Source organism: Parabacteroides faecalis, from assembly GCF_022809355.1.
Taxonomy (GTDB): Bacteria; Bacteroidota; Bacteroidia; order Bacteroidales; family Tannerellaceae; genus Parabacteroides; species Parabacteroides faecalis.
In genome coordinates, this window is record NZ_JAKZMM010000070.1 from 1 (window position 1) to 16151 (window position 16151).

Genomic DNA, 16151 nt, shown 5'->3' on the forward strand with positions numbered 1-16151 from the left:
ACGGACAATTTGAACTCAATACTGAATTTGCGATGACTGATTCCTTTCTTTCCCATTGCTTTCTCTTTTTTTGTTAAATGGGTGTAAAGTAAATCTGTAGCATGACAGATTCAGAATTGAGAATTAGAATCGCCAATTGTCAGTCTTCAATTGTCTGTTTCCAGTCGTCAGATACGTCTAAGTTTCCTTGTTTAACAGATATTTGCATAACATACAGATTTTAATCCCAAAATATAACTTACGTTAAAATATCGTACTAAGTTTCTTGTTTCTAATAAAATAGAAAAATACTTATTGTATGCTATTCCTGCATTATCACCGTGAAAACCCCGGTTTTCACCGTGAAAAGTGCACAAAGAAAAGTAAAGTAAATAATAAAGTAAAGAAAATAATAAAGTAAAGTAGATAAAAATAAACAACATCATTCACACACAACACGCGCGCGTGCGCGAGAGCGATAGAGAGGAAAATGATCAATCCTGAAAATCTGAATAAGGAAAATATCCGGTAAGCTGAATTCCGAAAATGCTTTAATCAGACACTGCATTCCGAAATAATTCAGATTGTTTTTTTATTGCGACTCTATTTTTAAATAAAATGAAATAAATAGGAATGAACTATTTTTATCAAATTGTTATCTTTTGAAGGATTCAAATTGTATGATGAATGATAATTTGATATAAATTTGACAGTGTAAGATTTTTCTTGTAAATTTAATTATGGAATTAGTAATGATTTATTATTCCCTGTCAGATAAATTCTGATGGCGGAATGCGGGAAGAAATATGTTGGAAAACATAATTGCTTGATTATTATGTGAAAAATAGGTCAATATCGTATCGAAAAAGGGTTTCAAACAAGCTGACAAATTGTAAAGCCTATTTTTGTTTAATGTTAAAAATGAGTGTTATTAAATATTTTGTGTATTGGCTGTGGATATTTTCTATAAATTATTTATACATTTGCGAAACGAAAGTTTATATAAAAAGTGTGTATATCGAAGTTATATTTTATGAATGAGCGATCTGGAATGTAAAGTATAGCTTCAAGTTTAATTTTAATTGTATGGATTATACCAAAGCATTATTCGGATCTAAAGTGCTTTTAGCCTGCATGTTAGCAACTCAATTGGGGGGGTAAATGAAGCCTCGGCTGCGACAGGAGTTAAAGCGGTGAAAACAAATGCTCCGATTGTGAATCAGTCACAGATTACGGTGACAGGTGTCGTTAAGGATTCTAACGGCGAACCGGTAACTGGAGCAGCTGTAGTGGTAAAGGGTACAACCAATGGTACCGTAACGGATTTAGATGGAAACTACTCAATTAATGTTGAAGAAGGCGCTGTCCTGTCTTATTCATTTGTGGGTATGAAGGCCCAGGAAATCAAGGCAAATAAAACAGTTATTAATGTCGTATTGCAGGAAGAAGCGATTGGATTGGACGAAGTAGTGGCCATTGGTTATGGTTATGTAAAAAAGAAGGATTTGACAGGTGCCGTTTCTTCTGTATCAGCAGATGATATGGTGATGGGTGGTACGGTAAGTAATGCAGCCCAGGCCTTGCAGGGTAAAACGGCCGGTGTACAGGTTCAGCAGACATCTAAGGCGCCGGGTGGATCTATTTCGGTACGTGTGCGTGGTAGTAACTCTATCAGTTCAACCAACGAACCGTTGTATGTAGTGGATGGTTTCCCTTCAACCGAAGGTTTGAACATCAACCCGAATGATATTGAATCCATGCAGATCTTGAAGGATGCTTCGGCAACGGCTATCTATGGTGCACGTGGTGCGAATGGTGTTGTCTTGATCACTACGAAGCGTGGTAAGAGCGGTGAAAACAAGATTTCATACAATGGTTATTTAGGTGTTCAGCAGATTCAGAATCCGTTTACATTTATCAATGCAAAGGATTACATGAATTTGGAAAATGCCTTGTATCAGGAAATCGAGGGTCAGGAAGGTAACCCGAATGGTGTTTATACACCTTCGCAGTTACAATCAAATGTCGATACCGACTGGATCGATGTTTGTACGCGTCTTGGATTGGTACAAGACCACAGCATTCAATTTAGAGGTGGTACTGAAAAAACGAAGATCTTGACCAGTTTAGGATATTATAGTCAGGAAGGTATTTTGAAGAATACAGACTTCTCTCGTTTCTCTGGTCGTGTGAATGTGGATCAGACCATTACTGATTGGATCAAAGCAGGTGCTACTATGTATGCACATCGTGAACAGTCAAAATTCCAAGCTTATAGTGGAAATTTGGTAAATTCGAATGTGTTATATAGTATTATGACTTATGATCCAACTGTAAAACCCTTCAATGAAGATGGTACTTACGGAAGACCTCCTGGAGGACGTGGTGATAACCCGTTGGCAAATCTAATGGAACGTCAGAATGATGAAACGAATGATAAGTTCAATGGAACTGCATTTGTTGAAGTGTCACCGCTTGAAGGATTGACAGGTAAAGCTTCTGTTGGTGTAGAAATTTTACATCAATTCCGTGGTACATATTTACCTAAATCAACTTATCAGGGTGGTATAGATAATGGTGTTGCTACTACGTATGATTTTACAGGAACTCGTCAGGTATTTGAAGGAACAATCAATTACATGAAGACTTTTAATAAGGTTCATGATTTCAATGCAATGTTGGGTTATACGTATGAAAAATATGTGGCGGAATCAAGAAGCCAAAGTGCAAAAGGATTTTCAACAGACTTGTTCACTTATAATAATATGGGAGCAGCTGCAATCAAGACAAGTCTAGGTTCAAGTAAAACTGAAAATATCTTGGTTTCTTTCTTCGGTCGTGTAAACTATACTTATAATAATAAGTATTTGGCAACAGTAACTGTACGTCGTGATGGTTCTTCTCGTTTTGGTGCCAATGAACATTGGGGAACATTCCCATCTGGATCATTAGCTTGGCGTGCCAGTGAGGAAGATTTCATTAAGAATCTGAATCTGTTCAGTAACTTGAAGGTACGTGCTGGTTTCGGTGTAACAGGTAACGAACGTATCGGTGATTATGCTTCGTATGCGTTGATGTCGAATACCCGTTATACATTTGATGGTTCAACAAACTCAGCCGGTGTTCATATGAATCAGAGTAGTGCCGCTAATCCAAATTTGAAATGGGAAACTACCAAACAGTGGAACGTCGGTGTAGATATGGGATTCTTGGACAATCGGATTTCAGTTACATTAGATGGTTATTGGAAGAAGACTGATGATTTGTTGTTGGCTGTTAAGTTGCCAATGTATACAGGTTTCACTTCGGGCCAGAGTAATATCGGATCTATTCAGAACCGTGGTTTTGAATTAGATTTCACTTCGCACAATTTGACTGGTGATTTTATTTGGGATACGAAGTTCAACTTCTCTTTGAACCGAAATAAGGTGTTGGATTTGGGTGATAATGGAGATATTTATATTCGTTCATCAAAACCCATGGGATCAGTTTCTGAAGAAGATTTTGCTATTGTACGGGAAGGAGAAAGATTAGGTTCTATATTTGGCTATAAATATATCGGAGTGTTGCAGCAGGGAGAAACTTATGCTCCGCAACCTAACTCAAAACCAGGTGATCCGAAGTTTGAAGATGTGAATGGTGATGGTATCATCAATTCGGACGACCGTACAATTATCGGTCATGCAAATCCGGACTTCATCTTTGGTTTGACCAACAATTTTGCTTGGAAGAACTTTGATTTGTCTATCTTCTTCCAGGGTTCTATTGGAAATGATTTGTTGAACATGAGTAACATGAACTTGGAATGGAAGCGTACAACAGATGCGTTGAACCGTTGGACTCCTGAAAATACAAATACGGATATCCCGCGTAACGGTTTCTATTATTCACAATATGGTGGCTATGTGAATGACCATTTTGTAGAAGATGCATCATTCTTGCGTTTGAAGACATTAACGTTAGGCTATACAATTCCATTTAAGAAATTTGTTAGTTCTTGTCGGGTATATTTCTCTGCAGAAAATTTATTCACGATTACCGGTTATTCTGGTTGGGATCCAGAAACTGATACCAAGGCTTATGAGTCTGCAAAGCAGGGTAGTTCTAGTCAGAGTGCAAATGCTGGTGCCGGTTTGGACTTCAACTCATATCCAAGTATGCGGACATATACATTTGGTTTGAATATTACATTCTAATTTATGAATTTAAAAAGAGTATTTATGAAACAATATTTGATGGGGGTACTTGCATTGGCTGGGATTTCTGTTACTTTTCCGGCGTGTACAGATCTGGAACCCACTTTATATAGTAACTTAACAACAGGAAATGCATATTCTACAGAAAGCGATATAGATGCAGCCTTGGTTGGTCTTTATGCCGATTTGAATCCGCTTCCAGGAGATGCGTGGAAATATTATGCAGGTCATTTCATTATGTTGACTGATTATGCAACAGATATGGGATATTCGACCGCTGCCGGTGATCCGACGAAAATGAGTAATATGACATATGATCCTAATAATATGTATTTCTCGTCTAACTGGCAATGTATGTATCAGGTGATCTCGAATGCCAATGTGCTTTTACAGAATATTGACAACATCAGCATGGATGAAACCAAGAAGAAGCAGGTAATTGCTCAGGCTAAGTTCTTGCGTGCTTTGGCATATCGTGATTTGACAGATGCCTGGGGACCTGTGCCTTTGATAACTGAATTATTAGATCCTGCAACAGCTAAAGATTATCCTTTGACTTCAGTGGAGGAAATCAATAATTTTATGATTGCCGATTTAAAGGAATGTATTGAAAATCTTCCTGAAGAATGGGCTGGACAGGATTTGGCTCGTGCAACAAAAGGCGCAGCAGCTACCCTGTTGGGAAAAATCTATTTGAGAAGTCATGATTATGCTAATGCCAAGACTTATATTGATATGGTATTGGAATTACGTGATAAAGGCGTATATGCGTTGGAATCGGACTTTAAGAATGTTTGGTCTGAAAATAATAAATTCAATAAGGAGTTTATTTTCTGTATTCTGCATGAATCGGGAACCAATGGTGGTGAAATTACCAACCATTTTGGTCCATCAGACCATCCAGAAGTAACTAATCGTTGGCAGTATTATGCTGTATCACTTCCGTTCTGGCGTAAATACAATGATGCTGACCCGCGTAAGCAGTTCTTCTATTATAATTATACAGGAGGTGATAAGAGAGATGATAAATCAGAGTACGGATTTTATTATAAAATGCCAGATGTTGGTGAAACTGTTCCTCCTAATGATACCACAAAATTATTGGTAAATGTGGCTACGATGAAATATTCGTATGATATGGTTTCTGAGGCATATTATGATGGACGAACTCTTTCTATTTTCCGTTTGTCGGATGTTATTTTATGTAAAGCAGAAATTGAGAATAACCTGAATGGGCCGGCAGCCGCTCTTCCTTATCTGAATGAAATCCGTGCACGTGCTGGTGCTCCGGAATATGGTTCAAGTGCCGAATTCCCGACACCCGGAAGTAAGGAAGATATGAATCAGGCTATTTTGGATGAACGTGGTTTCGAATTGGTATTTGAATATCAACGTCGTGCAGATTTGATTCGTTTTGGTAAGTACGATGAAGTTATGAATGCTTATTTGAAGACATTGGATATGCCTAGTCCTCCAGTGATCAGCGAAAAGTATCATTATTTCCCATATCCATTAACAGATGCTCAGTTGAATTCATTTATGGAGGCAGAAAATCCTTCTCGAATTCCGCAATGATAATTATTTAGTATAAATCTATGTTTTAGTCAAGTAACAAATATTTGTTACTTGACTAAAATGTTAATTAGAGAGATGTAAATGAAGCGTTTGATTTTTGTAGTAGGAATTTTGCTAATAATCGTGGTCGGATTCCTATATTGGAAAGAAAAGAATCAGTTATTAGAATTAACCTTGACTTCGCCTCATAATACGGCTATGTATAATCAGGTAGAAGTAAAGTTGGAGAAAGAAGCTCCTGTTTATATAGAATATTGGGAAAAAGTTTCCGGACGTAAATTTAGAACCTGTGTTTCTTCGTCGAAGAAAGATCATCGGCTTGATTTATTGTTGTTGAAGGCTGATACCGAATATGAATATCAAATTGTTATTGATAATCTTTTCCATCAAAAATCAAAAGTGTTGAGTTTTAAGACCCGTGAACAGTCGCCTTGGCTGGTAAACCATTGGCTCAAGGAAGAACGTCCGCATGATCCGGATGCTTTGGGTGATGACGGTTTTATATTAGTTTGTTTTGGACGCTTGCCAGGTTATATGGCTTTGTTGGATAACAAAGGAGATATGCGCTGGTATTGGCAAATAGATGATATTGGTGTCCGTGCGGCTTCAATTACGCCCCGGGGAACAATCTTGGCTATGTTGCGTCCGTTTGTAAAAGATTTTATCGATGACGAACCGATGACTCCGGAAGAGGTTCGTAACGAGGAACATAAGAAACCGATGCGCAGAGGTTCGATCGGTTTTGCCGGAGGAACAGGAATTGCCGAGGTTTCACTGACGGGAGAAATGCTTCGGCGTTTGGATATGAACAAGATCCATAAAGAAAAGGAATATCAGGTGATCCATCATGATCTTTGGATGGATGATGAAAATCATATATATACCATGTACCGGCCTAAGAAAGTAGCAGAGATTGAGGTGAACGGAAAAATGGTAAGAGATACCTTGGGTGGTGACGGTATTTTAATGCTGGATACATTGGGACAAGTATTGAAGACTTGGTCGGCATGGGATGTTTGGGATATAGAGAAAGATCCATATATATCACGTTATATGTATGACCGTTTTCATATGAATGGTTTCTGTTTTGATACTGACAGCAATTATCTGGTATCAGTTCCTATAGAAGACCAGATATGGAAAATAGACAGAAATACGGGAAAAATGCTATGGAAATTTGGTCGTGGCGGTGATTTCAAGATGGATTCAACGGCTTATTTCTCATTCCAACATACTCCATATATCAATCCGAATGGCGATTTGATGCTGTTTGATAACGGATTGTATGAAATGCAGTCGGGTGCCTTGGCCTTTAAGTTGGATGAAAAGAACCGGACGGCGGAGACAACCTTGAAAGTAAAACTTCCGAAAGACAAATATACTTCGCGGATGGGAAGCGCTTATTTGATGCCCAATGGAAACCTGTTACAATGCAGTTCAAAGACAGGTTCTATCCTGATTACAGACCAATCGGGTAAGGTTTTGTGGGAAAGCAGAATGGCTTATGCTCCGTATCGGGCTTTGTATGTTTCGGCTGATTTGTTTAAGAACTATTTTACAGAAATCAAATAAAGGCCTGAAGTTATGCCCGAAATGACGAAAAGTACAGAGACTGGCTCTACGGAGAAAGTTTCTCTATTATATATATTCTGGGTTTTCTTGAAGTTGGGAGCAACAGCGTTTGGCGGTTATATGTCGTTGGTGGCAATTGTCCAAAAGCAGTTGGTGGAAATAGACAAGAAGCTAAAGGAAGAAGATCTCTTGGATGGTATTTCATTGACATCCGTCTTGCCCGGACCGGTAGCGGTCAATGTTATTGCTTATGTAGGATATAAATTGCGAGGTGTTGCTGGTGCTATGGCTTCTTTTGTGGCCATTATCATCCCATCTTTTTTACTGGTACTTTTTCTCTCCTGGTTCTATGTGAGCTATGGGAGTGTTCCGGCCGTGAAGAATTTCTTCTTAGGCATTACTCCGGCTGTGACAGCTCTCATACTGACTGTTGCCATTGGAATGGCCCGGAAAAATATGAAATCCAAGATCCATTGGGCTATCAATTTGGTTTCGATGCTGCTATTGATCTTGATAGGAGGAATCCAGATTACATTTGTCGTAATGATCGGTGGCGCATTGATTGGTTATTGTTGCTTTTTCAAGCGGGAGGAAAAAGAAATAGGTGAGAATGACAAGCCCGGTTTAGCACAAATATCTAGGAAACAGTGGGGCATATCTGTTTGCGTTGTTTTATTGCTCCTGGCTTTGCTGCTGTTTGCGGGACAACAGACGGAATCACCGATTCTATGGCAGATTGCTTCAACCTTTTCTGGAATTAGTCTGACGCTTTTTGGTGGAGGATATGTAGTGATTCCGGCCTTGCATGAGTTGTTTGTTGATAATCTGGGCTGGCTGACTTCTCCGGAATTTGCCGATGGAATAGCCATTGGGCAGGTGACGCCGGGACCTATCTTTATAACGGCCACATTCATTGGTTATTTGGTTGCCGGTTTTTGGGGCGCTTTGATTGCTACAGTTTCTATTTTTACGCCACCGGCTGTTTTGACGGTGCTGTTATCCCGGTTTATAGAAGTGATTCGGGATTCGAAAGTAGTGAAAGCTATGTTGCAGGGAATCCGGGCTGCAGTCATAGGTATGATCTTCGCTTCTGCTATCACTATTGGAAATACAATGCCTTTGGAGATCAGAACAATTGGTTTGTTTCTGATCAACTTTGGTATTTCTTATAAATACAATCTCAATCCGATATTTCTGATATTGGGATCAGGATTGATCGGATTAATATTATTTGCTATATGAAAGAAAAGATTCAAGGAATACAGATGATCGGAACCCAGCGTTCCGGTTCAAATTTGTTGCGGGTGATGTTGGATGCTGTAGATCAGATAACGGCTCCACATCCGCCTCATATTCTCCAACGGTTTATTCCGTTGTTGGATAAATACGGAGATCTGAATCAGCCGGAACATTTTCACCGGTTGGCTTCAGATGTGTGCGAACTGGTAAATTGTAATCCGGTTCCATGGGAAGGTGTACGTATAGAAACGGAAGAAATCATGGCTTTATGCCGCCAGTCAACCTTGTATGAATTATTCCGGGTGATTTATGAAACGGCAGCCCGACAGCATGGTGCTTCTTTCTGGTTATGCAAGAGCATGAAGAATATGTTTTATGCCAAGGGGATTGAGTCGACAGGTATCAAACCTTATTATATTTATTTGTATCGGGACGGCCGTGATGTAGCTTTGTCATTCCAGAAAGCGATTGTTGGAGAGAAACATATCTATGCCTTGGCCCAGAACTGGAAGAAAGATCAGGAAGAAGCCTTGAAACTCAAGGATTCCTGTGAGCCGGAACGCTTTTATATGTTGAATTATGAATCACTGATAGCTGATCCGGAGACGGAAATGCGGAAATTGTGTGATTTCCTGCAAGTGCCCTATACAGATAAAATCATGGAATATTATACAAGTCGTGAGTCGAAGAATACGGCTGTTGCAGGAAAAATGTGGTCGAATGTGACAAAGCCGATTCTTAAAAATAATTCAAAGAAGTTTATGAACGAACTTTCTTCGGAAGATATTCGTATCTTTGAATCTGTAGCAGGCGATGTCTTGGTGAAGTTGGGATATGAACTGGTGACTCCGGCAGATCAGTTGATTTCAGACTTTTCGGCAGATGAGATTGCCCGTTTCAAGGATCTGAATGCACAGCTGAAGCAAACTTTCCGGCAGAAAATGGATCCGGCAGACTTGGAAAAACGAAGAAAACAGGAAGAACTGTTGAACAGAATAAAACAATATACGTCTTATTAAAGACCTTTTAAATTTAAGAACATGAAGAAAATTTGGATTAGTTTAGCCGGTTTTCTGGCTATCGCGTCCCTTTCTGCACAAGAAAAGCCGCTTCCTTCTTTGTATGGAACAGGTGTTTGGGATGCGGATTCGTTAGGGAATCATCGAGTGGTTGTGTCGGTAGATAAAGCAGGTGATGCTGTTTTGGCTACGATGAATTGGCGTCGCCGTGATCTGAATCCGGAAGAGAAGAATTTGATTGTTGTGGATGCTAAGACTGGTAAACGGGTAACTAATGTGGCCCGGTTTACAGTGAACCGGGAAAAAGGTGAGGTTGTTTTCCAACCACAGACGGTCCCGGGTAATTATTATATTTATTATCTGAAGAATGTATCGTCTGGCAGTAAATATTACCCGACGGTAACATATCCTGCGTTTGAGGAAACAGCTGATGCCGAGTGGTTGAAAGCAAATAAACTGAATGGAAAACGGGCCCCGAAATTACCTCAGGCTGAGATAGAACAGTATCAGGCAATTGATGATTTCAATTCGTTCTATCCGATGGAGATCATTGCTACACAAGACGAGAAAGAGGCGTTGCTGAAGGCTCGGCCTAGTGAAAAGTATATATTATTTACGGAAGACCGTCGTTTCCCGATCCGTATGACGACTGATATCCCTTATAAATGGATTGAAGAAGACCGTCATGATGTCTTTACAGGTACGGCTGATAAAGGGGAATATTATACTTTCCAGTTGGGTGTCTGGGCAGCTCGCGGAGACGTGAATCACCTGAAGGTGGATTATTCGGCTTTGATAAATAAGAAAACGGGTGAATCTATTCCGGCTTCTGCATTTACTTGCTTCAATACGGGTGGTGTTGATGTGACCGGAACAGTCTTTGAGAAGGATTGCTCGGTTCCTAAAGGTAAGGTACAGGCTTTGTGGATCGGTGCAATGGTTCCGGAACAGCTGGCTGCCGGTACGTATGAAGGTACGGTAACAGTTTCGGCGGAAGGTGTGGAAACGAAGACGGTTAATCTGACCTTGAATGTAACAGAGAATGTGATTGCCAACCATGGAGATAATGAACCGTGGCGTCATTCTCGTCTGCGCTGGTTGAACTCTCAAATAGGTTTTGATGATGAAGTGATCGCTCCTTATATTCCTTTGGAAATAAAAGATCAGACTATTTCATTGCTGGGACGCTCGGTGACATTGGAAAAGACAGGTCTGCCTTCGCAGATTACTTCTTACTTCAAAGAAACAGTAACCGAGATTGGAACGTCTGGACGTGATATATTGGCGAAGCCAATGAACCTGACAGCCGATGGCGGTACTTGGGAGAATCTGGATTTCGCGGTGACAAAGCGGAAACCGGGTGCTATCGGCTGGCATGCCACCAATCAGAACAGCCGTTTCCTGATGAACTTGGATGCACAGATCGAGTCTGATGGTAACATGGAATATAAGATCGTCTTGATTGCCCGCGAAGATGGCGAGATCAACGACATCGCTTTGCAGACGGAACTGGTTCCGGGTATTGCCCGTTATATGATGGGTTTGGGCGAGAAAGGCGGTTACTGTCCGAAGAACTTCGATTGGAAATGGAGTGTGGAAAAGAATCAGGATGCTGTCTGGACGGGTGATGTGAATGCCGGTCTTCAGCTTCGTTTCTATGATGATAAATACGAACGTCCGTTGAACACCAACTTCTATCATCAGAAGCCGTTGCATATGCCGGTTTCATGGTGCAACGACGGTAATGGCGGTATCAAGCTGACTACAACAGGCGAAAATATGTTGGTCAATGCTTATTCCGGTAAGCGTGCCGTGAAGAAAGGCGATCGTTTGTATTATTATTTCAATGTTTTGGTAACTCCGTTCCGTACCATCAATACAGATAAGCAGTGGCATGACCGTTATTATCATGGATATGATTTCATTGATAAGACACATGACTTTGGTGCGACGGTTGTCAATATTCACCATGCAACAGGCATTAATCCGTTTATCAATTATCCGTTCTTGCGTACGAAGGAAATGAAAGCCTATATCGACGGGGCACATGCACTGGATATGAAGGTGAAGATTTATAACACGGTGCGTGAATTGACGAATAGCTGTGTAGAAATATTCGCTTTGCGCAGTTTGAATGGTGAAATCTTCTCAAAAGGAAAAGGTGGTGGTTATTCATGGCTTCAGGAACATTATGATCAGGATTATATTGCTGCCTGGTTTGCTTATACGGTAAAAGATGCGGCAATTGTGAATACGGGTGTTTCTCGTTGGCATAATTATTATATGGAAGGCTTGGACTGGCTGGTTAAGAATGTCGGTATCGATGGTTTGTATATTGATGATTTGGCATTCGACCGGATGTCGATGAAGCGTGTACGCAAGATCTTGAACCGGACCAATCCGGGCGCGATGATCGATTTGCATTCAGCCAATCAGTTTAACGAGAAAGATGGTTTTGCCAACAGTGCGAACCTGTATCTGGAACATTTCCCGTATCTGGATCGTCTGTGGTTCGGTGAATATTTCGACTATGATATGCCGCCGGAGTTCTGGATCGTTGAAGTCTCAGGTATTCCGTATGGTCTGATGGGCGAAATGCTTTGGGAAGGCGGTAACAAATGGCGTGGTATGATCTATGGTATGACAGGTCGTAACCCGGGTTATGGCGTAGATAACCGTCCGTTGTGGAATTTCTGGGATGAAGTAGGCTTGAAAGGTAGTGAGATGATCGGATACTGGGTTTCTGATAATCCGGTAAAGACGGGTAAAGAACGGACATTGGCTACTGTCTATCGTAAGATGGGACAGAAGGCTGTGATCTCGTTGGCTACCTGGGAAGATCAGGATGCTGAAGTGTCTTTGCAGATCGACTGGGCTAAGTTGGGTCTGGATCCGGCCAAGGTTACTTTACATGCTCCGGCAATCGAGAACTTCCAGCCTGAAAAGACCTGGAAACCGGGAGAAACAATCACTGTTCCGAAGGGCAAAGGTTGGTTGATCGTTGTAGAATAAATAGATGTATCGTCAGAGTGACACTTAGATGTTCATCCGATTGCCACTCTGACGCTCATCAGTGAGCGACGCTGATACTCGTCAGGGTGTCTCTCTGATGATAAGCTCTTCCGATTGACAGAGCGTCGGAAGTGAATCAAAGAAAGCTGATAGCTGTGTGTAGTTAATTATTAAGAATACCTAAGAAAGACAAGCTTATGAAGAAAAGAGTGCTGGTTTTGGCGGTATGTGCCTTTTGGACATGGCCGTCTGTTTTTGCTCAGCAGGCAGTGGTAAAAGAGCAGCCTAAAACCATGAAAAGCTATCCGTTCTCCGATCCGAGTCCGGTGGCTTCTCCTTCCAATTTGTATTATCCTTATTTCCGTTTTGATGGTTTTGCGGCTGAAGGAGTGAATAAAGAATGGAAAACAGTCGAACTGGAAAACGATTATATCCAGGTAACCTTGTTCCCCGAAGTCGGAGGAAAGGTGTGGGGCGCAATCGACAAGACAACCGGCAAGGCGTTTGTTTATGACAATGGCGTGGCCAAATTCCGAGATATAGCGATGCGTGGCCCTTGGACATCGGGTGGTATCGAATTTAACTTCGGTATCATTGGTCATGCGCCTACTTCTAGTACACCGATTGATTATCTGGTAAAGAAAAAAGATGACGGCAGTGTGAGCTGTTATGTCTTTTCGTATGAATGGCTTACCCGTACAGCCTGGACGGTGGAAGTGAATCTGCCGAAAGACAAGGCTTACTTCACGACGCATACGACGTGGTACAACCAATCCTCGATCGATCAGCCGTATTATCATTGGATGAATGCGGGTTATCGGGTAGGAAAGAACGCGGAGTTCTGTTATCCGGGTGATCACTATATCGGCCACGGTGGAGAGTTGTTTACTTTCCCGATGGACGAAGAAGGCCGGAACATTGGCTGGTATGAGAAGAATAACTTCGGAAACTCGAAGTCTTATCATGTATTGGGATATTATAATGATTATTATGGTATCTATTGGCATGGCGAAGATTATGGTTCGATCCATCATGCAGAGTTTGACGAGAAGCTGGGTATGAAGATCTTCTTGTGGGGACAGGCACGCGAAGGTGGCATCTGGGAAGATCTGTTGACTGATACAGATGGTCAGTATATCGAATTGCAGTCCGGACGTGTATTCAATCAGCCGGCATCCAACAGTGCCTATACACCGTATAAACATTATGCTTTTGCTCCGCAGATGACGGACGAATGGACGGAATACTGGTATCCGGTAAAAGGTATTCAGGGCGTTTCGAAAGCGAGCCGTATCGGTGCCTTGCATGTGACGCGTGAAGCAGGCAGCCTGAAGCTGGCATTCTCTCCGCTGGAAGTATTATCAACCGATGTGAAAATCTATCAGGATGAAAAATTGGTAGAAACGCTTCCGTTGAATACAAAGGTGCTGGAGCCGGTTACTTTATCTGCTGCCAAATCAATTCCGGAAGGACATCTGAAGGTTGTTATCGGAGACGATCTGCTGGTTTATTCAGAAAATGCTAAGGATTATGATTTGGAACGTCCGATGACGTTGCCGGAAGATTTCGATTGGAATTCGGCTTACGGTCTTTATACGCAGGGCGAACAGTGGCTGAACCAGAAAGTCTGGGATAAGGCCGAACAGTATCTGAAACAGGCGGTGGATAAAGATCCGTATTTTGCTCCGGCATTGGTACGTCTTTCATCTTTGTACTATCGTGAAGGCCGGTATGCAGAGGCATTACCGTTATTGAATACGGCTTTGAGCTTGAATACCTATGATGGTGAAGCCAATTATTTGTATGGTTTGGTGAATCGGGTGATGGGCAAGACGGGTGAAGCCAAGGCTGCTTTCTCTATAGCTTCGTTTGCGGCCTCGGTTCGTACGGCTGCTTATGAACAGTTGGGCGAGATGTATGCCTGTGAGGAGAATTGGGCAAAGACCGAGCATTATGCCCAGAAGAGTCTGGAATTTAATGAGATGAATTTGGATGCCCGTCAGTTGTTGATGTTGGTGTATCGTCAGACGGGTAAGACGGAACAGGCGAAGGAACAGATTCAATATGTGTTGGATCGTTTGCCGTTGTATCATGCAGCCCGCTTTGAAGAGGCTTGGTTGGCTGGCAAGCATACGGCTGATCAGCTGAAAGACTTTTCTTCGTTGATTCGTAATGAACTTCCGTTTGAGACGTATCTCGAGCTGGCTGGATGGTATGAAAGAGTGGGTTGTCCGGATGAAGCCTTGGCTTTGCTGGCATGTGCCGGAAAATATCCGATTGCTTTGTATCAGTCGGCTTATCTGTTGAGCCAGCAGGGTAAAGAGGCTGAATCGAAGGCTGCCTTGGAACAGGCGAATGCGCAGTCGCCCGACTTCGTTTTCCCTTTCCGTCCTGAAACGATGAAGTATCTGGATTGGGCACAGACTCAATCTCCGAACTGGAAGATTGATTATTATAAAGGTTTGATATATTGGACCAATCAGCAGAAGGATAAAGCTCTCGAGGCTATGAATCGTTGCGCACCGACAGACTATGCAGAGTTGTATTTGTCGCGTGCCCAGTTGAAATCGGGTCTGGCTCGGTTGGACGATCTGTTGAAGGCAGAACAAGTAGAAACTTCTTGGCGGGTTGGTTTTGCTCTATTAAACTATTATACGTCCGTCAGCGATTGGCAGAAAGTGACAGAAGTCGGGAAGAAATACACCAAACTGTATCCGAAGAATTATTACATAGGCTTGAAATATGCCAATGGTCTGTGTGAAACCGGACAGTATGCAGCGTGCGTTTCCTTGTTGAAGAAGATGGAAGTACTGCCGAATGAAGGTTCGTATGCCGGTCGTGCCGTATATCGGGCTGCCAATTTATATCAAGCAATGGATTTGATTGGTAAACGGAAATACGCATCGGCATTGAAATCAATCGAAGCTTCTAAGGAATGGCCGGAAAACTTGGGTGTCGGAAAACCGTACGACGACCAGATAGATAGTCGTCTGGAAGATTATCTGGAAGCAAAGGTTTACGATGGACAAGGCCAGAAGGAGAAAGCTAAAGCTTACTTTAATCGGGTAGCTGCAGTGAAAACTTCTCCAAAGTATTTCGAATCAGCCCGTCTGTTGACGGCTTTAGCGCTGCGGGAAGTCGGAAAACAAACAGAGGCAGATGCGATGGTTGCCTCCTGGGCGAAAGATTTCCCGGATAGCAAACCGGCTCAATGGTGTGCGGCTATATATAATGGTGATACAACAAAAGCTTCTGAATTATTGAAGAGTCGCTATAGCCAGCAAGACACCACTCCATGGGAAGCGACCTATCGGGATACGAATTTTGATCTGATCGTACGCTTATTCAAATAAGATAGACTTCTGATCAGAAGTAATCTCTATGCAACCCCTTTCAACCACCGCATTCAAGGTCTTTTTTCACGCCCTTCACAGGAAGTAGCTGATAGTTAGGAGAATGAATAGGTGTGTGAAGGGTATAAAGAAAAATCGCCTATGGTAATAGTAGGTATATAATAGAAGAATACCAATCAAGATAAACGGGAATCGAAAGTAAATCC

At 41.8% G+C, this 16151-nt stretch carries 7 protein-coding genes; all 7 read left to right on the plus strand.

What is annotated here, in order from left to right:
* Positions 1 to 1172: 1172 nt before the first annotated feature.
* The 7 genes from MUN53_RS17095 (at position 1173) to MUN53_RS17125 (ending at position 15945) form a co-directional block, all read left to right on the plus strand.
* The gene (locus MUN53_RS17095; RefSeq protein WP_243326605.1) at positions 1173 to 4175 is read left to right on the plus strand and encodes a SusC/RagA family TonB-linked outer membrane protein; all 3003 of its coding nucleotides are present in this window, start codon (positions 1173 to 1175) and stop codon (positions 4173 to 4175) included.
* Between the two features lie 24 nt (positions 4176 to 4199).
* Complete coding sequence (locus tag MUN53_RS17100; RefSeq protein WP_243326606.1) at positions 4200 to 5750, plus strand: RagB/SusD family nutrient uptake outer membrane protein; 1551 nt, start codon at positions 4200 to 4202, stop codon at positions 5748 to 5750.
* An 81-nt stretch (positions 5751 to 5831) separates the two neighbouring features.
* Positions 5832 to 7322: an aryl-sulfate sulfotransferase gene (locus MUN53_RS17105; RefSeq protein ID WP_243326607.1), complete on the plus strand. Its 1491-nt coding sequence runs from the start codon at positions 5832 to 5834 to the stop codon at positions 7320 to 7322.
* A gap of 21 nt (positions 7323 to 7343) precedes the next feature.
* Complete coding sequence (gene chrA / locus MUN53_RS17110) at positions 7344 to 8564, plus strand: chromate efflux transporter (RefSeq protein ID WP_243326608.1); 1221 nt, start codon at positions 7344 to 7346, stop codon at positions 8562 to 8564.
* Entirely contained in the window at positions 8561 to 9580 is a 1020-nt protein-coding gene (locus tag MUN53_RS17115; RefSeq protein ID WP_243326609.1) for a sulfotransferase family protein, read from the plus strand. The genes chrA and MUN53_RS17115 overlap by 4 nt, the downstream gene beginning before the upstream one ends.
* 21 nt (positions 9581 to 9601) lie before the next feature.
* Entirely contained in the window at positions 9602 to 12592 is a 2991-nt protein-coding gene (locus MUN53_RS17120) for a glycoside hydrolase domain-containing protein (protein ID WP_243326610.1), read from the plus strand.
* A 197-nt stretch (positions 12593 to 12789) separates the two neighbouring features.
* Positions 12790 to 15945 carry a DUF5107 domain-containing protein gene (locus tag MUN53_RS17125; protein ID WP_243326611.1) on the plus strand — a complete coding sequence of 1052 codons (3156 nt, stop codon included), beginning with the start codon at positions 12790 to 12792 and terminating at the stop codon, positions 15943 to 15945.
* The last annotated feature ends 206 nt before the right edge of the window (positions 15946 to 16151 follow it).

Excerpts from the sequence above, each read along its gene's own strand:
- chrA (WP_243326608.1), top strand. The coding sequence starts at position 7,344 with ATGACGAAAAGTACAGAGACTGGCTCTACGGAGAAAGTTTCTCTATTA.
- MUN53_RS17100 (WP_243326606.1), top strand. The coding sequence starts at position 4,200 with ATGAAACAATATTTGATGGGGGTACTTGCATTGGCTGGGATTTCTGTT.
- MUN53_RS17125 (WP_243326611.1), top strand. The coding sequence starts at position 12,790 with ATGAAGAAAAGAGTGCTGGTTTTGGCGGTATGTGCCTTTTGGACATGG.
- MUN53_RS17115 (WP_243326609.1), top strand. The coding sequence starts at position 8,561 with ATGAAAGAAAAGATTCAAGGAATACAGATGATCGGAACCCAGCGTTCC.
- MUN53_RS17120 (WP_243326610.1), top strand. The coding sequence starts at position 9,602 with ATGAAGAAAATTTGGATTAGTTTAGCCGGTTTTCTGGCTATCGCGTCC.
- MUN53_RS17105 (WP_243326607.1), top strand. The coding sequence starts at position 5,832 with ATGAAGCGTTTGATTTTTGTAGTAGGAATTTTGCTAATAATCGTGGTC.